Raw genomic sequence first — 22,557 nt, 5'->3', positions numbered from 1 at the left:
GGTTTATTTTTTTCATCACACCCATCATTCCCACTGGCCCGTCACCGCAGTCATTCTGCTTGTGCAATAAATTGTTCAACGCTTTCCGCCCCCGACTCAATATTGAAAATTGACTCAGGCAGGCGGAACCCTTGAAGTTTGAGGAGCGCCAGCGGCCCGTCACCGAGCTCGCTACGTAGGATGAACTTGATGGGATTTCCGTCTTGAGTCGTCCAAACCAATTGAGTTCGACCGCTGTCCAGAGGGGTCACTTGGGCCTTATCAAGTAAACGAATTAAACCCCAATTACCTTGGTTATCAGCATAGAGTCGCATGCCTGTATTGACGCCGCGCCAGCTAAGTTGAACACCGGGATAGTAGGTATTTCCCGGCCAAGTGAAACTCTGCCAACTCTCCATCTGATTAAAGTAATCCAGATTCTGCTCATCAACGGTGAGTTGAATTCGAGCGATATCTTTAGATGGGCGCGCCATGAGTTCGAAATGCACGCTGGCATCCCCTTGGGCAAATACAATGTCCGAAGTATCCGCTAACTGGTTAATCGCATTAAGGAAGGCCGGATTGACTGTCATCCCTTGGCTAGCCGCAGGATCTACCACCCAACGATTGCCTTCTTGATGTAGAATCCCCGCGAGGTTGGCTTTCAGGAATGCGGTAATGCGCCCTGAATCGCTACGCAGGAACTGTGCTAACAACGGTAGCGAAGCATCACTGCCCGTCGCCTTAAATGGATAACGACCAGCAAAAGCTTTATTCCACTGATCAACAATAGAATTCTGCCAACGGGCATTCAGGCTACCGGCTGCTGGAGCCAGCACTTGTCGCCATGCCAGATCCAGTGGCTGCACAAATAGCGCCTGACCAAAGCCGCCCCATTCCTGCCCAAGACTCGCGGCCATCAAACTGCCATAGTCGCGAGTATCTGTCAGATCGATAGCTTTGCCCTGAAAGACCGTCTGGGCCAACATTTGTGACATCGCCTGCGGGTCTGGCGCACTGGTGACTTGTTGAAGTTTTAAGCGAACCTGTGTAACGCGAGCGAGCCATGACTGAAAACTCAAATTACCGTTGTTACCCGTACCGTCTTTGCCTTCTATAACCCCTAATAATGGAGCAAATACGCTGTCCAGCGGACCACGAGGCCCTTGGGCTTGCTGTATAAATTGTTTAGCGTTCTTTTCCCGTCCCATCAGTTTCTTCGCTGAATCTACAATCGAATCCGCCAATGCCTCACCTTTCTGGCCCGTTTTCCCCTGCCAAGCAAGCGTATCCATTAAAGCAACTAACGGTGATTGGCGTATATCCGCCAGCAGATTGAGTTGAGCAATGGCCTCTGAGAGTGAGCTCGCTGCATGCCATTGAATGCTGTTAACCATATTCAGCCAAGCATTGCCAAAGTCAGTAAAATAGCGATCCGTCAGTCGCGCTTTTAGAGCTTCCGGCGACATCTCACTATCCGGTTGATATGTTTTGTCCGTCAGTACCCAATCGATTTCATTGCGACGGTTTTTCACTACATCATCAATAGCCCCTTGGACTTGCTCTTCCCAAGCCTGACGGGTAAACATGCCCGGTACGACCTCATCTGTGCTGAATAATGTTGACGCATCCGTATCACCGGTCATATCAGCCAGTGTTAAGTCTGGCCAGTTGCTGGCAATGCGCTTGAGCATATCTTGATACAACCCCGCATCTGCGTTGCGTTGCCCTATTTGTTTAAGCAAAATTTGGCGAACGGTACTAATCAGTTCGGTATCAGGTTTTATTTTCCATTCCGGATGTCTCGGGAGGTTTTGGGCATAAAAACCCAGTAATTTCGGTGCCTGCGATTGCCAAACCCCATCAGGCACACCTTCTCGTTTCGGCCAGGACTGCATCGTGTTTTTCGACAACCAAACTGCATCAGCTTTATCAGGATGAGACAGCATCAGGTAGCTTTTAAGCAGGTCGTAGGCACGTTGCGTGCCCTGTACTCTGGCCTCGCTCGCCGGAGGTAACAGCACAAAAGCGTTCAGTTGCTGATGAAGATGTTCAGCCGTGGCATCGCGCATGAGTTCATTGTTATTACGGGTATACAGTGGCCAGAGAGCAGCCAGAGTGTCACTATCTTGATTTAGCCCAAAACGGGTATACCAAGGCGCGCCTTTTGCCTCACGGTTTTGTAAACGAGCAATGGCCTGTTGAAGGATGAGTTGGTTACGCAGACGTTCTGGCAGTGGCTGTTTGATATCACCAGCTAGTCGGGCTGTCTCTTGCGCCTGATATATTTGTGTCCGGTTGACACTCAGTGACAACAACGTACCCGCAGCCCAAAAAGCAACCAGAGCCAAGAGTAAGAACCGCAGCAACTTCAACCCATCGACAGTCAATTTTTTCGCGGTCACATTTTGGCTGTCTTCTATCACGGCCTGCCAAGCAGGGCTGCTCTGCCGAACGTGAGGTGTGATATCTGCACCGACAAGTTCTGGGCTTATCATGAGGCCACGAAGGCGATAAGCAGCAGTCCCCTGCATCAGTCCGTTTAATAAGGCTGTCAGTCGGGCTTTTAGCTCACCTTGTAGACGGGAAGACAGTCGCAACAGCCAGTCATGACGGGAATCGTTCAATATCTGCGCCATCCCGGCATGACGTAACCGAGGAACCAGTTCATCAAGAGAAGAAAGCGCCTCTTCTGGCGAGGTGCGTAATCCGAACAAAGTGCCTATTGGTGCCCGTTCTCTTTCTTGCTGTGAACCGTCTTCTTTATCTATCAACCACAACCATACCGGAGCCTGCCAGCCCAGCACTTTATCGGTTCTCTGGCGGTTGCGTAAAAAGGCATCACGTTCGATTGCCGAGGGGAGCGAATCGGTATTGAACACTTGTACAATACCGTCTAGCGGGCGGCGTGGTCTCACCTGTTTCAATGAGGTCAGGAACACGCTATCCGGCAGCAACTGAGCATCACCCGCATGGACGAGAACAATACCGTCACCTTCCTGCCACCTATCACGCGTTAACCCTGGAACCGCTTTCTCAACGTCAGCACTATCTCCCTGTACCAGTAGGATGCGGACTTTGTTTTTCCAGAAACGGCCATAGCGCAGGTGAAGGTGTTCCGTGAGAGAGGCTGCGTTGAAATTATTGGCTATTGCTTCAGAATGAAGAGTGAAATTGGCTTCGTCACGACTAACCGACTGCTGATTTTTTTGGAACGACAACCGCACACCAGACTTACCCGCGCGTTCGAACCCTTTTTCGATGAGCCATCCCAGTAAGATGAGTGTTACGGCTATTGACAGACAGAGGGTGAGTAGTCTGGTACGGTCTAATGGACCAATCCCTGTCCAGTCAGCCATTTTTTCTGGCATAGATAAAAATAAAAAGGTGATGATGACTGTCAAAAAAATCAAGACAGAAACAATAGCCCCGATGAGTGTTTTTATTTTCACAATAAATCCTGATTTATCCCTGTTTTATCACCGGGTGTAATACCGACAACCCAGATTTCAGCTGTGTCAGTTTCAGCGACAACAATCTGTGATCCTCCCTGTTGAGCTAGCGTTGCCGCGAGGATGGTAGCAATCCAAGCTGCGGCCTTGCCGGTATAGCCCGTCGTCTGATCCACATCGCGGCTTTCTTCAGTCATGCTAAATACCAGCCCATTTTCTTCACAGGCTGAGCTCCACTCCCCTCCTACAGCCAGTGTGTTACCAGTAGTGAATGCCCCTTTCACCATTTCTGCGGAGGTTTTACTCCATAACAAAGCTCTACCCAAGGTTTTGGAGAGTGTATTAATGCTGCCTTTTTCAGGGCGATGTAGCCTGACAGCATCAGGAAAGTCGGAGTGATATCGGTTTAGTAGGAGAGCCCATGTCATGGCTTCACCTTCATCTTCCTGAGGCATTGCGCGTACCACAGCGCTGATAGAGACAAAAACGGCTGGTTGCTCCCATTCCTCATCCAGCCAAAGATCAAAAGCGGTCAAACCTTTAGTGCGCAATAGACGAAACCTCCTGCCGGTCTGTGACATGAGGAGGTTCAGAATCTGCTCATCAGCATCCTGAACACCCGTAATATCACAGTCGACCATTAACCCGCAGGGGACGCTAACGGGAACTTTAGCCAGTACAGGCTTAATCTGGCTAACGATTGTCTTCATCCCAAGGTCGAGATCTTGAGATTGTTGATGGTCACTAAATCCCGGTAACCTGGAATGGCGAACAGGCATACCTCCTGCTCTAGGTATTTGGACATGGAGTTGAGACTCGGCGGATTTAATGGCTTTAAGTAATTTCTCCGGCCCAGTACCAAGCTGTGTGATAATCCCAGAGTTTAAAATCCAGGCGAATCTCTGCCCCCGCGTTGTTTCTTCTGTGAGTAATTGCAACCGCTCACAGTCCCATGATACAGCCCATACCTGATCACATTTATAGCCGAGTCTGCGGATACTAAACATTAAGCCCCATAGGCAAAAGGGTAATCCTGATGCCATAAACCAGAATACCGGCCCCGTACGTTCTGCAGTCCATACCCCAAATGTCATGGCATTCCCTATAACCATGATGGCCCCAAGGAAATATAACCAACGGCGGGTATCGGGCCGATGGATCTGAGGAGCCACTTCAGGGATAGCATCCAGATAGACAGGCATTGTTACCCCACCTTCGCTGCCGAAAATGAGCTAATCAATGTGCAACCACAGCCACATTTATGCCCATGAAACGCCACTGGGATCCCGCTATCCAAATAATTTGGATTACCCTCAACAATGGTGGTCGGGCCATGCCCTTTGATCGGGCAGGAAACCTCATCGCCTTTTCGGGCAACACCAATACCACCAAATTTCATTTTTTCTGAACTGGTTAATACAGTGCCACCATGAGTGGTTTTATCGCCTTTGCGAATAATATTCAGCATATCTGTCTCGGAGATTAATTATTACTAGTAGCCCGATATTGGAGGGTTTCCATTCTTGTTATTATTTACGTATTACTTCTGGACATATAACCATTAACTAAAAACTCACTGGCAGGGAAATATATAACTAATAATATAGATCCAAAATCAATCTGGAAATGATTTGGTCACAACTCGACTGCCTTGCTCTTCTTCATTGAAATATATTTTTTTTTCACCACCATCAAACTGCTGAGTAACAATAAGGTTACCTGGCCCACTCCACTTGTATTCAGTGATAATACAATCATTATTACACTTCATGGAAAAGTTTTTTCCAAATACTATCTCCCCCTGAAGATTTGCTCTATCACTACTAGCTAACTCATTTCTATATTTAGAATAGGATTCTAGAATACTCATGTTTTTATAGTAACAATCGACAATATCACCATTCTTATAAACTTGTTCTATAGTTTGTTCCTTATGCACACACTCCGCAGTAGAAACCTTATCCCCCTCACTCAATTGAGAATAAATAACGGCTCTATTTTTAAGGACAAAAACTAATGAACTATCAACCTTAATAAAGAATGAAAATGGATATATACATTCAATCGAAGGATTTACCGGAGTAATTAATTCCAATGTATTATTCAGTTCAACATTGTAACCAGACAAAAAAACATAATATAATTCAACGACTTTTTGACTACCCCAGTATTGTAAAGGGGTCATTTCTTCTTTGTGGTACTCATATTTACAAACACCTTCTACAGTTACATTTTTATCATCAATAACAATTTCTCTTCCTTTAAAAACTTCATTTATTGAATATTCCGCCACATCTTGCCCTTGCGGATCGATACGTTCAGAAACTACATAACGCTTCCATACTGTTGTATTATTATTCGAAAACGGAAGTAAAGGCGCAGAACTATCCACTTTCGCGCTTGCTAAAGACGAAATTAAAATAAATATAAAAATCAGTAGCGACTTAATCACTATAAAACACCTTATTATCAATGAGAGGAATCGTAAATGTTGTTTAAAAACATGTTATTTTCTGCAGACCGTCTTCTCACAAGCCCTGTATCACCCTGATTAGTTATATCTAAAAATTCATGAGCAGCTAACTCATATTCCTCAGAGTTAATTAGTCTTAATAAGGCAGGTGCTTTATTGGCAGCAAAGAAATACTCCCCACAGTTAAATAACAAACTAACCAGAGCATCAAATTCATACTGATATAAATCAACGTTAACATCTCTTTTAACACCATTTTCAAATCTAATTAAATCAGCCTCAAAAATTTCTTTTGCTTTATTCTCAGTAATTCCCCCTTGATACTCAGATGGTAATGTAATATTTTCGCATCGTCGCTTCTCTATTAAATGTCCGAAACCTATGGTGCAATACCCTTCTGAATCATTATAAGCATTAAGGCCTAACGACTCCCATCCTTTGATAAAGTCCTTCCCTTTCTCAGATGTATGTAGTGTATTGATGTTCAGACGTTCTCCATCAGAGGTATTACTCATAAATGTATTTGTATATCCCTCTGATAAGATATCGATAGGGTCAGCCAAGTCACCACGTCTTAAAAATGGAGGACATGTTCTATCAGTAAGAGGTGTATTAATGTTATAAGCAATTTGGCCAGAGTATAGTTCAAAATGTAGCATATAAACTATGGCACCACCGATTGTAAGTGTTGGTTGGCCTGTAGCTAAATTTACAAGCTTGCCTGTATTACCAATATGATGTCCCTGTTTTACTTCATCCCCTATTCTGACAGCGATACTTGGTGGATCCAATTCCCCGTATCTAACAATAAATTTGCGGCCATCAGGTGTTGTATGAAGAATCGTTATCTCATTCGTTCTATCATAGAATTGACTAGTACCAAGAACTTTTCCATCACAGATCGCTACCACTTTTTCATATGGTTTAGTATATAAATCCCGCGCCGCATGCTTCCGGCGACCACCATTACGATTAGTACCGTATGCAGCCATATTCTGTTGATGCATATTCCTCCAGTCATATTGGGCCCACACGTGCTCAGGATCGTTTTCTGGTTTCACTATTAATGGGAAAATCACTTGTTTTTCCAGTTCCAAATTTACAGCATCCAAAAACACCACTGGGTGCATATGCCATGGATTTGGTCCCAGCCCTGTGACTTTTTCCATCCACTTTATCTTCTCGATAAACGCTTCCGTATACGTTTTCCACAGCGGTGCATCTGTGGTCAATGTGTCCAGATAAGTCTTCCAGAGTGGGTCATCCTTACCGTAATACCACTCACTGCCATGCTTGGCTATTATCCGGTAACGCTGATCGCGATAAGAAGTGTTATGCACTGCCTGCAAGTATTCTTGCTCTGAATACTGCCCATCATGATTACTGTCTATTCGCTCAAGCAAACGCTGATAGTTATATTCGTTTAACGTATGGCTGGTACGCGTTTCATCCTGCGCGGCTTTATGCATCTGTTCCAGAATGCCTTTTACAACATTATCCGGTTGCTCCACCCCATCTAGCAGATTAAAACTCGCCGACGCCTTATCTAACGTCACAAAACCCAATTCACCTAACGCATACTGCGACAGTGTCTTCACACTGTTTGCCACCAGATACCCATTTTCCTTGTGTATCTGGTAATAAGCCGGTTGTCCATTGACTTCCACTACCGGCACTTTCGACAATGTCACAATACCCGAAGCCAGCGTTTTGCGCGTACTGTCCACCATCTGTCCCTGAGCATCCTTCGTCAGCAGGGGCGCTGCCTTCGAGTACTTCAGAAAAGCAGGATGCTGCTCACCCACATGCTCTGGATTAGTGAGAAACGTCGGAAGCTTATCATCCATGCTAAAACACTCAATATGCACCTGATAGCGAGAGCGTTTCCCATTCTCTTCCGGAAGTTGGAAAAAACCCATATGCCCGATACTGTCACCCGCCTTAATGGCTATAGCCGTCGGGGGGTTGACCACTTCACCAAATACCGGCTCACTTGCCGAGGCCGTTGGTGTCACCGGTGTTAAACTGTCGCCATCAGAAACCACCCAAACACGATCACCTTTCTTCTGTTTACCCACATCACGACCCAGCGTGACCAGGCTAAAGATATTCACCGCATCCGTTGGCGGGGCGCCTGCTGCAACCGCTACCGGCCGGCTGACCTGCTGTGCGGTATTGTCCGGTTCGTAGCTCAACGGGAACCCCGCTGACAGTCTGCCAATGGCCTTGGTTTGCAGTACATCCTCACGACTCAGATAATACGACCAATCTGTGCGGGAGGTGCAACTCACCTTACCTGCAGGCTGAGTGTCGTAAGCCGGTGTACATTTCGCCCACCAGGATGGCACCGCCACCGACGGAGCCGCTTTTAAGCTCCCCCTATCTGATACCGTCCAGATTTTAGTCCCCACACTCAGCGTGGTGCCTGCCGTATTTTTTGTCTCTTCCGCTATCGTGACTTCAGTGAACTGCCGGCGATCACTGCCGCGGGTAATGATACTGTCACCCAGGGTCAACGGCGTATCTTTAGCGAGTGTTCCGGCAGCATTGCCACCGTTGGGGGCCAACACATCTTCCGCGCTGGTGTAATACCGCTGAGAACCCGTGTTCTTTCTATCGCGATCCCCACCCTGATCTGCATAAGCAGCAAAGGGAGCCAGATTCATATACAGCGTATAAAACGTCAGTCCGCTGTTATCGGTATCGCCCGGCTGAATGTAATGTTTCACTAACACAAATGATGTTGAAAAGTGCAGGCTTTCATCTCGCCACGGGATCGCAGTACTCTCATAGTCCTGACACATCCGCCAAGCAACAATCTCACCATCTGCCATGCAGCGAATGAACTGCTCTCCTTTATAGGGTTCACGGCGATACTGTTGTTCAGCATCACTGTTGGTGCTCAGAGCACACCAAGGGATGGTCGCATCTGTAATGTGGATACCTCCGTGCCACATGCCCTGACTTCCCACCAGGTATTGCCCTGAACTTTCCCCGTCCAGTTTCGACAACAAATCCTCCGCGGTGGAAAATGCATGACCATTCATATTCGAGGGAACGGGATAACTAAATTGGGGTAGCTTTGCTGGCATAGATGACCTTCCCTGTTAATCGCAGGCCCATTCATGTGGTTATTCTCAATACCCAGTTTCAACAGTAATTTCCAAAGAAGTCCCTGATTTTTTTTCATGAAATTCATAAGTGGTAATTTCATTTCCATAAGAGATTATTACTTTCAATACATTCTGGCCTTTCCACTGATGACTTATCATTCCATCCTTAATAGAATATTTCAAATCTCCCATTAACAGAGTTTTCTTCATGAGCTTAGCATTAGTAGAAATATCTCTTATCTTAGTGTATGCGTTATTAATATCCATTTTAACAAATTCACATGTATATTTATCATCACCATCAAATACGTCACTTACATTAGCATTTTTGCAATAGTCTAAAAATCCATCATTATTATCTTTCTGAGTTAATAAATTAGCAGTAGCTTTTCTAAAAAACACAATATAATAGTGGTCAATCAAAACCAAATAATCATCATTTTTAATTATTTCATTATAAATTGATGGACAAACTTCAGATTGCTCACTGGCTGTCAATACACTTATATTTTTCTCCAACTCGATACCCTCTTGGCTAAACAGCTTGCTATATAGCGAAACCGTAGTATCCGAATGAAAGTAAAGAATAGGTGTTTGTTTTATTTCTCTATACTCAATTGAACAGACGTCTTTGCTATTAAGAAGAGGATTTCTTATCGTAAGGAATCTATCATCAACTTTCACCTCAACCTGTTTATATATAGCGTTTAGGTTATGAAAGGTATCAGAGTCATGTTCCCCATAAACATCCATATTCGAAACTTTATAAAACTCCCAAACACCATTAATTCCCTCCTCACTAGGATATCCTTTCCATATGAATAAAAATAAAAATAAAAATAAAAAACACTTCTTTCCAAGTAACATATTTAAAACCTCAATTTATAATCTAATGAGAAGCATCATATATATTATTCAAAAATAAATTTCTCTCAGACCCCCTTCGAAGCACCAAGCCAGAGTCACCATCATTAGTTATATCTAGGAATTCCTGCGCTGCTCCTGAATAATCAGCTAGGTTTACCTTCCTTGTTAACATTGGAGTTTTTACATTAAGGCCATTCGCTCCAATGTTAAAAAGCAAACAAACCAATGCATCAAACTCATGCTGATACAATGGAACTGTAACTGAGTTTTTTACGCCATTAACATATGATGACAATCTGCTTTCAAATAACTCATCCGCTCTTAATCTTGTAATTCCATTACTAAACTCGTCAGTCAACTCAATACTTTCACAACTTTGCATTTCAATTAAATGACCATAACCGATGGTACAGAACCCTTTTGAGTCATTATAAGCATTTGCTCGAAAACCTTCCCATTCTTTAATGAAGGCTTTCCCTTCCTCAGAAATATTTAAATTAGCAATATCAATTCGATCTCTAGTCACTAAATCTTGTTCGAATGTATTTCGATATCCTTCCTGCAAAATTTCCAATGGGTCATGTAAGTCCCCTCTTCTGCTATATGGAATATCCGACGTATTATTAGGTGGGAACGTAGTATCTCCACCAGAATAATACTCAAAATGCAGCATATAAACAGTCTGCCCAGAAATTATATTAGGATGCTGTCCAGTATTCGGGTTAATCATTAATCCAGTTTTAGCTAGAGTGGCTCCCTGTCGAACATTATCACCAACTCTAACTAAAATACTATTATAATCCACCTCACCATATCGAACAAAAAAACGTCTCCCGTCATCCGTTTCATGCTCCATGGTAATTTGCCATGTACCATAATAATAATGAGATATACTTTTAACCTGACCATTGCAAATAGCAACAACCTCTATCAATGGCTCTGTATATAAATCCCGTGCAGCGTGCTTCCTTGTTCCATTACTTCTATTTCTACCAAATATAGCCTGAGATGCATTGCGGTCTGTTAATGCTGCCGCCCAATAATAGTTTTTCCACACTCCATTTATATCATTCTTAGGTTTTACTTTAAGAGGAAAAATAATTGATTTTGACTTTTTCTGGTTTAATGAACTCAAAAACACCACCGGGTGCATATGCCATGGATTTGGTCCCAGCCCTGTGACTTTTTCCATCCACTTTATCTTCTCGATAAACGCTTCCGTATACGTTTTCCACAGCGGTGCATCTGTGGTCAATGTGTCCAGATAAGTCTTCCAGAGTGGGTCATCCTTACCGTAATACCACTCACTGCCATGCTTGGCTATTATCCGGTAACGCTGATCGCGATAAGAAGTGTTATGCACTGCCTGCAAGTATTCTTGCTCTGAATACTGCCCATCATGATTACTGTCTATTCGCTCAAGCAAACGCTGATAGTTATATTCGTTTAACGTATGGCTGGTACGCGTTTCATCCTGCGCGGCTTTATGCATCTGTTCCAGAATGCCTTTTACAACATTATCCGGTTGCTCCACCCCATCTAGCAGATTAAAACTCGCCGACGCCTTATCTAACGTCACAAAACCCAATTCACCTAACGCATACTGCGACAGTGTCTTCACACTGTTTGCCGCCAGATACCCATTTTCCTTGTGTATCTGGTAATAAGCCGGTTGTCCATTGACTTCCACTACCGGCACTTTCGACAATGTCACAATACCCGAAGCCAGCGTTTTGCGCGTACTGTCCACCATCTGTCCCTGAGCATCCTTCGTCAGCAGGGGCGCTGCCTTCGAGTACTTCAGAAAAGCAGGATGCTGCTCACCCACATGCTCTGGATTAGTGAGAAACGTCGGAAGCTTATCATCCATGCTAAAACACTCAATATGCACCTGATAGCGAGAGCGTTTCCCATTCTCTTCCGGAAGTTGGAAAAAACCCATATGCCCGATACTGTCACCCGCCTTAATGGCTATAGCCGTCGGGGGGTTGACCACTTCACCAAATACCGGCTCACTTGCCGAGGCCGTTGGTGTCACCGGTGTTAAACTGTCGCCATCAGAAACCACCCAAACACGATCACCTTTCTTCTGTTTACCCACATCACGACCCAGCGTGACCAGGCTAAAGATATTCACCGCATCCGTTGGCGGGGCGCCTGCTGCAACCGCTACCGGCCGGCTGACCTGCTGTGCGGTATTGTCCGGTTCGTAGCTCAACGGGAACCCCGCTGACAGTCTGCCAATGGCCTTGGTTTGCAGTACATCCTCACGACTCAGATAATACGACCAATCTGTGCGGGAGGTGCAACTCACCTTACCTGCAGGCTGAGTGTCGTAAGCCGGTGTACATTTCGCCCACCAGGATGGCACCGCCACCGACGGAGCCGCTTTTAAGCTCCCCCTATCTGATACCGTCCAGATTTTAGTCCCCACACTCAGCGTGGTGCCTGCCGTATTTTTTGTCTCTTCCGCTATCGTGACTTCAGTGAACTGCCGGCGATCACTGCCGCGGGTAATGATACTGTCACCCAGGGTCAACGGCGTATCTTTAGCGAGTGTTCCGGCAGCATTGCCACCGTTGGGGGCCAACACATCTTCCGCGCTGGTGTAATACCGCTGAGAACCCGCGTTCTTTCTATCGCGATCCCCACCCTGCTCTGCATAAGCAGCAAAGGGGGCCAGATTCATATACAGCGTATAAAACGTCAGCCCGCTGTTATCGGTATCGCCCGGCTGAATGTAATGTTTCACTAACACAAATGATGTTGAAAAGTGCAGGCTTTCATCTCGCCACGGGATCGCAGTACTCTCATAGTCCTGACACATCCGCCAAGCAACAATCTCACCATCTGCCATGCAGCGAATGAACTGCTCTCCTATATAGGGTTCACGGCGATACTGTTGTTCAGCATCACTGTTGGTGCTCAGAGCACACCAAGGGATGGTCGCATCTGTAATGTGGATACCTCCGTGCCACATGCCCTGACTTCCCACCAGGTATTGCCCTGAACTTTCCCCGTCCAGTTTCGACAACAAATCCTCCGCGGTGGAAAATGCATGACCATTCATATTCGAGGGAACGGGATAACTAAATTGGGGTAGTTTTGCTGACATAGATGACCTTCCCTGTTAATCGCAGGCCCATTTGGCGGAATTTTTAGTAGTGACCGTGACTTCCGTTTGCTTAAAATCTGGGGTTTCCAAAGGCAGGCTGCTACCAGAACCCGGCACCAGATAATTCGCTGCCTTCACAATATAATCCCCTGCCGAACCGTGCTCTATCCCGCTCTGTCTCAGTTTCAGATACGAACCACCACCGTTTAGCGTCAGCGTTTTGGGGGTTGTGATGATGATTTCATCCTCACTGCTGGTAATCGTAACCTGCTGCTTGGCGAAGAGTGCCAGGGTGTTGTGCTGCGCCTGAATCTCCACATCACCCTGATTGGCCACCAATTTCGCCCCCTCTTTATGTACAAACAATCCCAGCGCCTTTTCGACGGAAACAGAGAGGTTTTTCATTGCGCCAATATCGAGGTGCTGTCCTGCATTTATCATGGTATTACGCGTGCTAGCCAGTTGTAGATGCTCACCGGAAGTGACAGCAATCCCCAGCGGCGCACTCGCCAGGACAACGGCTGACTGCAAACCTGATAGGCGATCTTTGACCAAGTTGAGTTGAGTCTGAATATCCGCAACAAGTGCACCTGCCTGTTCAGCAGCCGAATTCAGTGCCTGCATTTCGCTATTAGCTTGGTTAATCAGGTTAACGGCCGGCGCCATTTCCAGTACTTCACCTTGAGCTTTCAACTGGTCATCAGCGGTCAGGAAAAGACCTTTGGCTGCACGGACGGCACCAAATTCGTCAGTGCGCAGTTCAAACCCACTACCACGCTTTTCACGTTGCGCATTGACCAGATGCCCCATGTTCAGTTGGCTCTTACCAAACTCCGTTGCAAGTTTAATGTGTTCCTGCTGACGAAGATCCTCCATCCTGAGTTTGTTATTCGCTGGGGTTCGCCAAATATTACGTGTGTGGTTATCACTGGTGACATGGTCAGGATATTCAGAATCGTGCTGTGCGTAGGCGATATAAGGTCTGTCCGGATCGCCGCTGTCGAACACCACTGACACTTCTGTTCCATCAAGCAATGGAGCATGCCAACCGTACGTGTCACCAGCATAAGGTTTCGCCATACGTAACCATAAATAGGCATATCCCTGCTCTGTACTATTGCGATCGAAATCTAGCTTCACGCGATAACGACCCTGACTATCGAGCCAAGCATAGGTGTCGCCTTTCTCGGTGCTTTCTACTCTGGCAGGAAGTGAACCAGAAATGATCGGGCGGTTAAGTAGTGCGGGGCGATAACAAACTGTTTCACTGTATGGAATACCGTCAAACTCCAACCGGAAGCTGCTTTTACGTGAACCCTGGCTACGTACTGTCGTCACGACAATACCGTCTTTTAAGCCATCCGGTAGTGCGCCATCCGTCTCCAATACCTGACCGGGGGATAATAGTGGGCTGGTTGAACGACCACTAACAGTCAACTGGCCATTAAGGATACGTTCATGGCGCAATCGAGCATAAAACGCCCCCGTTTCTGTGCTCTGCGTATCACCTTCTGACAGGAACGGTTCCGCATAATGGTAGACTTCACCTGTTGTAATGCCTTCTGAACTACTAATACTTTCAGCGCTGTCCTGCGGGATGAGCGCCTCACGATAGTTATAGTCACGAGTCGCGACGCTCTCGCTCACCACGTTGTAGGTGGTTTGGATATCCCAAAGACTTTCCTGCCCACTGTCGCTCATACCTGCGGGATTTCGTAGCGGAAGACGGACACCGAATTGGTATTGCTCCTGAGAATCCTGAAATATCACGACGTCCTGTTCAACACGATTGTCCATTTCAAAACGCCAGTAAATGCCGACTTCTGCTAGTAGGCGTTGCACAAACTCCAGGTCACTTTCACGCCATTGAGTAATGAGTTCGCGCGCGGGATATTCCTGTGACAGACGGAACTCAAAGTCTGGGCCTTCAAAACCGTGTTTACGCAGAACCTGTTCCACGACTTCAGTCACGGATTGGTTAAGGTAAATTTCATTGTTTTTCGTGTGCTTCAACAGTGCAATTCGAGGTACTAGCGTCAGTGAATAGCAAGTTTCATCTGCCGAGGTAGAGAGGCGGCGAAAAGATTGCACCACACCATAGACGGTGCGCACTGGCCCCGCTGCCCCCCCCTGAAATACAGGAGCTTGGAAAGTAAAAGAGCCGGGTTTAAGCAGCAACGTGTCGCAGGCAATATCAGATTCACTGCAAGTGAGTGAGACGTTATATTGCCATGGGCGGCTGAAAGACTCTTCGGCATGAAAACTTAGCACGTCCAAGAAGTGCGGACAGTCATGTACATCCACATGGTAACGGGACTGCCCCTGAGCTTGCTTTAACTGACTGGCTACGCCACTCAATATCGAACTACTCATCTTTCGCGCCCTCATCACCAAACTCCAGCACAATCCCTTCTTCTTCATCCCAGCCCAATGTCAGCGACGAGGTGCGCTGTTGTTCAGACAATCGGCTCAGCAGTTGTTGGCTCAATACCGGCAAGATCTGCTGATTCAGCAAACTGTCGATGTTGCGCGCGCCGGTATCTGGTAGCAAGCAGGCGGCGACCAGCGTGTCGTACAGACTTTCTTCAATCGTGCAATGCAGGCCATAATGTTTGTTCAGACGTTTAGCGACCTGTGCCAGTTTCATTTCGACGATGGTACGCAACGCAGTGGCGTCTAGCGGGCGGTAAATCAGGGTCTGGAAGCGGGCCAACAGCGCGGGCTGGAAATGATCACGCAGGATCGGGCGCAGCAGCTCATGCAGATCGCTATAAGTTGCTTCCGGTTGTTCATCCAGTAGCTGCATCAGATGATCACTGCCCAGATTGGCGGTCATTAGGATCACGGTGTTACGAAAATCAATTTCGCGCCCTTCACCGTCGCGCATAAAGCCGCGGTCAAACACCTGATAGAACAGATTGATGACATCGGTGTGCGCTTTCTCTACCTCATCGAGCAATACCACGCTGTACGGACGTTTGCGCACCGCTTCAGTTAGGATGCCGCCCTGACCGTAACCGACATAGCCTGGAGGTGAGCCTTTAAGCTGAGAGACGGTGTGCGCTTCCTGATATTCAGACATGTTGATGGTGACCAGCGATTTCTCGCCGCCAAATAGCGTATCGGCCAGTGCTAGCGCCGTCTCGGTTTTCCCGACACCACTGGGGCCGACGAGCAGAAATACACCTAATGGGCCATTTTCCGGCGTGAGGCCGGTTTTAGCAGCACGTAAACGTTGCGCCATCTCAACCAGCGCAACATCCTGACCAACGACACGTGTCGCGAGGTGACTTTCTAGCTGTAATAAATCGGTCTGTTCATCTTTCAGCAGGCTACTCAGCGGGACGCCCGTCCAGTCGGCGATAACTGTCGCCACCGTGCGGACATCAACATCCAGCGACAGCAGCGGCGCGTTACCCTGAATCTGGCTTAATTCTTTCTGCAACGTGACTAGATCCGCCACGTTAGCAATATCGTGGCGCGCTTCAACGATAAGTGAAGTCAGTCGTTTCTCTTCCTGATATTGCTGCTCAAGCTGCTGTTGCTCAACCACCAGCTCAGCACGGCGCTGTTCAATCTCATGCAAGCGTGTTGAACCGACGTTCGGCAGCAAGAGCACATCCTGTTCAATAGCCTGTTGTTCCATCTCTAGCGCAGCCAGTTCAGCGTTAATCTCCATCAGCGCAGCGGGCAACGTATCAATGCTCATACGTACTCGAGCACCGGCAGTATCGAGCAGATCAACAGCTTTATCCGGCAGTTGACGGCCGGTCAGGAAGCGTCGCGATAGGGTGACCGCAGCCGTAATGGCGGAATCAAGGATATGCACGCCGTGGTGCTCGGCATAACGGCCTTTTAAGCCTCGCAGCATCAAACTGGCTTTGGCATCATCCGGCTCGTCCACTAAAACCCGCTGGAAGCGGCGCTCCAGTGCAGCATCGCGCTCAAAGTACTGTTTATATTCCGACCAGGTGGTGGCCGCGATAGTGCGCAGTTCGCCACGAGCCAGTGCAGGCTTCAACAGGTTAGCGGCATCTGCGCCACCGGCCTGATTACCGGCACCGATAATGGTGTGGGCTTCGTCGATAAATAGCAGCACTGGCGTCGGCGATTGTTGTACCGCTTCGATAACATTTTTTAGGCGCTGTTCGAACTCGCCTTTGACACCCGCACCGGCTTGCAACAGACCAAGGTCAAGGGTGCGCAGACTGACGGTTTTCAGGCTATCAGGCACGTTGCCATCCGCAATACGCAGTGCCAGACCTTCCACCAGCGCGGTTTTACCGACGCCCGGTTCACCGACCAAAATCGGGTTGTTTTTACGGCGACGCGACAAGATATCAACCATTTGGCGGATTTCTGTGTCACGGCCAAAAATTGGGTCAATCTGCCCCGCTTTCGCTTTGGCGGTCACGTCTAGCGTGAATTTATCCAGCGCCGCTTGCAGAGCATCGTTTAATTGAGCCTGACCACTGGCGGAGGTGGTAGTCGGAGCTTCATCCGTCAGATTAACCGGCGTGTCTGCCAGTGCCGCAGTTTGCTGAAGTTCAGGGCGCTCATCCGATTGGCTATCCAGCAGCGGTAACAAGCGAATAAGTTGCGCCATGCTCAAACTCAGCAATGGCCAAGCCGCATCGGCAACCAGTAATGACGGTTTTTTTATCAGGGCTGACAGGAGATGGGAGGAACGCACTGCATCTACGTTTTCCTGCAACGAGGCATCCAACCAGGCACTTTTGATCAGTTGCTGTAGTGCAGCTGAGAGCTGAGGTTTACCCTGTACCGTGCGCGGTAAAGTTTCTAGATGGGCCAATAATCCCTGCCACAGGCTGTCCATGTCCCACTCATAACGACGAGCAATAACGGTGATGTCACCTTCACCTTGTTCCAGCAATTTCAACAACCAGTGCTCGATAGTGATCTCGGCATGAGCGCGGGTCTGGCACAGGGTTGCAGCACCGGCCAGTGCCTGAGCGCAATAAGGATTTAATCGGCGTAATAAGTGTGCTGAATGCGTGGTCATAAATTCTCTTCCTTGTATGCGAAACCTAATACGTTAGCCGGATGAAGCTGGCGTCAGGCACGCTACCGCCCATAGCCATAAACCAAGGCCCATAAGGTCATCTGATAAATTGTCAGTGTGTTTAACGCAATACCGATAAGCCGATACTCAGCTAAAAACACAAAAAGCAGACGGCGAACCGCCTGCTGATGCGGGTTACCCTAAATAATTCGTGTTGCAGGCAGACGGCAAGTGAACGAGCCCCTGAGAGCATAGATAACTATGTGATCAGGGTGAGCGAACGTCGCCAACGCACCTGCGGCGCGAAGAATGACGGGTAACTATGCGGTGGCGCGTTCGTTCCATGAATCGGAATGAATGATGTTGCCGTCTTTAAAGGTCCAAGTGACTTTTTCGTAGCGCAGTTCCACCAGTTCCAAGTGGTTGTGCTTCTCTTTCGCCGGATCTTTGATGTCATGCATTTTCGGCGCGACTTTAACCACTTTGACGTTTTCCAGTTTGGTGTTGAAATATTCAACTTCCTGACCAGCGTCATCAATGCGGTACCATTTGAACTCGGCGGTTTTCAGCGTTTGACCGGTGGTCACTGCCTTGTACAGATAAGGGGTAGACGCATCGATTTCTTTGGTGAAAATGAACGGGGTATGGATACGGGTGCCTGTCAGCTTGCCAGTATTGTTATCGGTTGGGATGTACAGGTTATGATCCTGAGCCACGATCTCAATGCTGCCTTCACGGCTTTGCACATCAACAGAACCCTTGATGTCTGCACCGCCGTCGTCTTTCAGCCACAGATAGACTGGAATTGCCATGTAAAACTCCTTATTACTTACTGAATGAAGTCGCTTGTTCCTGCGACTGGTTTACTGTTTCTGGTCCCTGACAAGCATCGGCCTGTGGTACCAAACTAATTTCGACCCGACGGTTGGCTGCGCGGCCTTCCGACGTATCGTTACTCGCGATAGGGCGCGTTGCCCCGTAGCCCTGTACGGCAAAACAGGTCGGCGAAACGTCGCTGGTTGATAGCATCCAGTCTCGTAACGCTTCAGCACGTTTGAGGGACAGAGTTTGGTTGGCCTGCACATCACCGGTGATATCTGTGTGACCCGCCACCATAATCAGCCAGCCGGGTTTGGCTCTTATATTGAACAACGCATCGACCAGCATTTTTGTACTGCCAGACTTGAGCTGAAATTTGCCCACATCAAATAGTGATAGGCTGTCAAGGCGAACGGTCTTCGGTGCTTGTTCATCCATAGGAGCCAGAGCAGACGGAGGAGGAATGTAGGTATCAATTGCCTGTTGAACGGCTAACCACAGACGTTGTCCTGGATATAATCCCAAGCTATATCGCAACGGTTCGCCTTGCCGTTGCCAACGTTCAAGCAACAAGGCATCTTGTTGAAGAACAGCAAGTGCTTGCGATTTGGGGACATAATGGTCCATAGGGATGGCCCGCCAGCGCTGTAAATCGGCCCCAATGTGTTGGATCAGGCTCCTATTATTAGCAATAGAGAACCCGACAGCCGCCAGTGCACAGAACATAAGAAAGCCCACCAGATGACGAGAGGAACGCCCGCCTTGTACCGGTAAGGCATAAGGCGATAACAGTGGTAGCACCGCATCAGGAAAACGTTCTGACGTGACTAAGTTCACCTGAGTTTTAGGGAGATGAAGGCATGTTCGGCGATAGAGCCAGTGAGCCCAAAGAGAATTATTTTCTCCGTGTGGATGACCTGTTCTCAGTGCAACTGCAAAAGGGTGTACTGGAAGATAAAGACGGTCAATTTTCGCCAACTCATCCAGTAAGATTTCACGAATGAAGGTGAATGCCTGACTGAGAATTGGAAAAGTCGTCAAGCTGGTTGATGTTAATTGCCATTCTTGCAGTGAAACGGGAGCTTCATCTGTTGGGCATACAATAGTGCCGCTTCCATGCACAACACTCCATGGTGTTTCAGGCCCTGAAAACTGACAGTTCAGAACCACGGGTAATTGCAAACCTGTCATCGACTTTAAATGTTTAACCTGCTGGCGCAGTGTGTTAAGCGAAGCCCGCAGAACGGCCTCATCTTGATGCTGGTCCGGTAAGCAGGTATACATAATAGAAAGCTGCCCTAGCTGGCTAGGCTGCTCTGCTTGAATGTCACGTACAATACTTGTCAGTGCGCCAACGTCGCCGACGCGAAGCCAGCAACCTTGACCGGTCTTCCTTAACGGTAACTCGCGGAAAAGTTCACCCATCCCATCACCACATACCAGTACGATGGGATTCTGATTTTCAATGAGAGGTAAATCTGGGACAGCAAGGCCTGTGGTTGCGCTAAGATGACGGCGCCACACGAAGACGCCTGTAGCCATAATGATCACCAACGTGGCAAATCCCTTTAACCAAGTTGCAATCGGGAAGAAGTTCCACATCAGCCATAACAGCACAATGGCACTGATGAGTACGTGAAACACCCTAGAGACGATGGCTGTTTTACGCATTAGTGGCGCAACTCCGGCATCTGAGCAGACAGCAATGTTTGCAACCAGTGATGCCCTCCCCACCAGACGCCCGCCGTTAGCACGACAGCAAAGATGACCCAAAACCAAACCGAGCGTAGCAGGCTGTAACGACGACGGCCGGTTTTATTAACTATCAGGGATAAACCGATATCCGGTGGTGAAACGCGTTCGTTCAAGGCTTTCAACGTCTCATCTCTCTGGGTCTGGCTAACCGTTTTCACGCTGTACAGCCCCTGAAAACCGAGAGAAAGTACCCGGTGATAGCAGGTCAATACCGCCGTGATAGGCGCAGGTTGACGTAGCACTTCAGCAATACGATCCCAAATTGCTTCACCTGCATGTAGCGAACCAAAAAAACGTGCCTGAAGTGGGGCTGTTCGCCATGCACGCTGCCCCTCGTCAGCACTGATAGCCCCACTGCCGTTTGTACCCACTGATTTACGGCTCATCACTGTTTCATCAAGCAGAGCACACTGTGCATAAGAGATATGCTCAATACTGGCATCGTCGTATCCCGCTTTTTTCAGCGCATCACGAACATTCTCAACCTGCTTTAGACAATTTTGATAGAGCGCATTACCATCAGGCGTGACAGCACCATGGCGCAGCAAGGTGACCGTTAGCCAAGTTTCCGCCATTAATTGGTCTATATCGATTTCTTGTCTCATGAACGCAACACCGCAAATAATTCAAGCTCCAGAGCACCTAGCAGAGACGGGACATAGAACATGCATACACCTTGATCAAGCATGTCTCGAGCAGCCACACTTTCCATGTCGAGTGCAAAATACTGATTTTCCAGACGTACGGGCAAGGCAGCAGGGACTCGACTAACCGCGATCAGTGGAATGCCGTTAAGCGCCGCACTGTAAATCTCATTCACTTCATCCGGGGAACCGGCTTTACAAAGCGCGGGGAATCGATCAGCAATTTGCCATGCAGGAATATCAGAACGAACAGACAGATAAAAATCAGCGTCTTCACGTAGACGAGCATCGTGTAAGGATGCTTTCCATGTTTGCTCATCAGGACGTGACATTTCCAAAGCTATTACCCTAGATGGCAAACTGGCTTCTAAAAGATTCGTGATGAGATCAAACAACGGCGGAAAGGTATTTCCTGGTTCGGCATGATCATACCCAGGTATCGCGTCAAGGTCGCTGTCGAGGGAGAAGGTCAACATACTGCCCGCCAGACGAGCTAATTCAGCCCATACCTGCTCAGGATGACGAGCGGGAAAACGTTCATATTCAGTCAGAACACGGGCATGAGAGTTGAGAGCATTGAGCAGCCAAAAGAGGGAAACATCCGCCACTGCGAAATCAGCTAGGCGTTCGTTACTCTCACGACGCATCGACATCAAGCGCTGGCGGCGTGACCGTAATTGACGATTCAGCAAAACCAGACGTTCACGTAAAGCGAAACTGGCTGAGAAAAGCGCCATCGGAGGAATGAATGTAGGATCCTGACGCCATCCCCCCTGCCCATCACGAACTAAACGAGTCACCGCGCAGGTATTCCACGACTCATTATTTTCATGTTGATAACGGACAGACAGATTAAAATGCGCTACTGCCATAGATTCTTCTTCAGGACCAAAGACATCAGGAACCGTAACCCATCCTTCGCGGTAACGCAGAGGGCGCTCAGTAGTCGATGTCTCCTGCTGTACATTAGACATCCCCGTTTGCATCAACGGCAGCGCAAGAACAACGGTCACGGATTCTTGACCAACGAGTTGTTCAGCGTTTAGCTCACGGGCTGCAGGGGATAAATCACTATTTAGCGTATCAATCAGAGTGCCATCAGGAAGCCAGAGCCGAAGATGCCGGATTTGTATAAGCCCAGACGAAAGTAAACTGTCGTCAAACTCTATCTTTTCCGCCCCCCACGGGAACGGGGAAGCCAATGCTGACACACCAGCACTTCTAAAAGTTTCCCATTCTGATTGTTGTTGGAACTGCTGAGGGGACAGCAATGCCCCCTCGTTCCATAACGGACGATAAATTTTCATCGTATCTGCG

Annotated in this window: 13 protein-coding genes; all 13 read right to left on the bottom strand. The window is 47.9% G+C overall.

Annotated features, from left to right (window positions below):
- Window positions 1–50: 50 nt before the first annotated feature.
- On the bottom strand, window positions 51–3,431 hold the full coding sequence (locus HUZ92_RS13215) for an ImcF-related family protein (RefSeq protein ID WP_235896988.1): 3,381 nt from the start codon (window positions 3,429–3,431) through the stop codon (window positions 51–53).
- Window positions 3,428–4,633 (bottom strand): hypothetical protein, encoded by a 1,206-nt coding sequence (locus HUZ92_RS13210; protein WP_145579720.1) that lies wholly within the window; start codon window positions 4,631–4,633, stop codon window positions 3,428–3,430. The genes HUZ92_RS13215 and HUZ92_RS13210 overlap by 4 nt, the downstream gene beginning before the upstream one ends.
- 2 nt (window positions 4,634–4,635) lie before the next feature.
- Window positions 4,636–4,899, bottom strand: coding sequence for a PAAR domain-containing protein (locus HUZ92_RS13205; RefSeq protein WP_145579719.1), 264 nt, complete (start codon window positions 4,897–4,899; stop codon window positions 4,636–4,638).
- Window positions 4,900–5,046: 147 nt separating this feature from the next.
- Window positions 5,047–5,883 carry a hypothetical protein gene (locus HUZ92_RS13200; RefSeq protein ID WP_145579718.1) on the bottom strand — a complete coding sequence of 279 codons (837 nt, stop codon included), beginning with the start codon at window positions 5,881–5,883 and terminating at the stop codon, window positions 5,047–5,049.
- A 17-nt stretch (window positions 5,884–5,900) separates the two neighbouring features.
- Complete coding sequence (locus HUZ92_RS13195; protein ID WP_145579717.1) at window positions 5,901–8,996, bottom strand: glycoside hydrolase family protein; 3,096 nt, start codon at window positions 8,994–8,996, stop codon at window positions 5,901–5,903.
- A gap of 45 nt (window positions 8,997–9,041) precedes the next feature.
- On the bottom strand, window positions 9,042–9,884 hold the full coding sequence (locus tag HUZ92_RS13190; protein ID WP_145579716.1) for a hypothetical protein: 843 nt from the start codon (window positions 9,882–9,884) through the stop codon (window positions 9,042–9,044).
- A 22-nt stretch (window positions 9,885–9,906) separates the two neighbouring features.
- Window positions 9,907–12,999: a glycoside hydrolase family protein gene (locus HUZ92_RS13185; RefSeq protein ID WP_145579715.1), complete on the bottom strand. Its 3,093-nt coding sequence runs from the start codon at window positions 12,997–12,999 to the stop codon at window positions 9,907–9,909.
- Window positions 13,000–13,014: 15 nt separating this feature from the next.
- Window positions 13,015–15,372 (bottom strand): type VI secretion system Vgr family protein, encoded by a 2,358-nt coding sequence (locus HUZ92_RS13180; RefSeq protein WP_145579714.1) that lies wholly within the window; start codon window positions 15,370–15,372, stop codon window positions 13,015–13,017.
- Entirely contained in the window at window positions 15,365–18,022 is a 2,658-nt protein-coding gene (gene tssH / locus HUZ92_RS13175; protein WP_145579713.1) for a type VI secretion system ATPase TssH, read from the bottom strand. The genes HUZ92_RS13180 and tssH overlap by 8 nt, the downstream gene beginning before the upstream one ends.
- Window positions 18,023–18,342: 320 nt before the next feature.
- Entirely contained in the window at window positions 18,343–18,834 is a 492-nt protein-coding gene (locus tag HUZ92_RS13170; protein ID WP_050098423.1) for an Hcp family type VI secretion system effector, read from the bottom strand.
- A gap of 13 nt (window positions 18,835–18,847) precedes the next feature.
- Window positions 18,848–20,512 carry an OmpA family protein gene (locus HUZ92_RS13165; protein ID WP_050140761.1) on the bottom strand — a complete coding sequence of 555 codons (1,665 nt, stop codon included), beginning with the start codon at window positions 20,510–20,512 and terminating at the stop codon, window positions 18,848–18,850.
- The gene (tssL, locus tag HUZ92_RS13160) at window positions 20,512–21,201 is read right to left on the bottom strand and encodes a type VI secretion system protein TssL, short form (protein ID WP_050140760.1); all 690 of its coding nucleotides are present in this window, start codon (window positions 21,199–21,201) and stop codon (window positions 20,512–20,514) included. Before tssL ends, HUZ92_RS13165 begins: the two co-directional genes overlap by 1 nt.
- Window positions 21,198–22,547 (bottom strand): type VI secretion system baseplate subunit TssK, encoded by a 1,350-nt coding sequence (gene tssK / locus HUZ92_RS13155; RefSeq protein ID WP_050098426.1) that lies wholly within the window; start codon window positions 22,545–22,547, stop codon window positions 21,198–21,200. The genes tssL and tssK overlap by 4 nt, the downstream gene beginning before the upstream one ends.
- Window positions 22,548–22,557: the final 10 nt, after the last annotated feature.

The sequence above is a fragment of the Yersinia vastinensis genome, assembly GCF_902726565.1.
In the GTDB taxonomy this organism is placed as follows: domain Bacteria; phylum Pseudomonadota; class Gammaproteobacteria; order Enterobacterales; family Enterobacteriaceae; genus Yersinia; species Yersinia vastinensis.
Note: the sequence above shows the minus strand (reverse complement) of the source record. Positions and strands in the feature narration are given on the sequence as shown.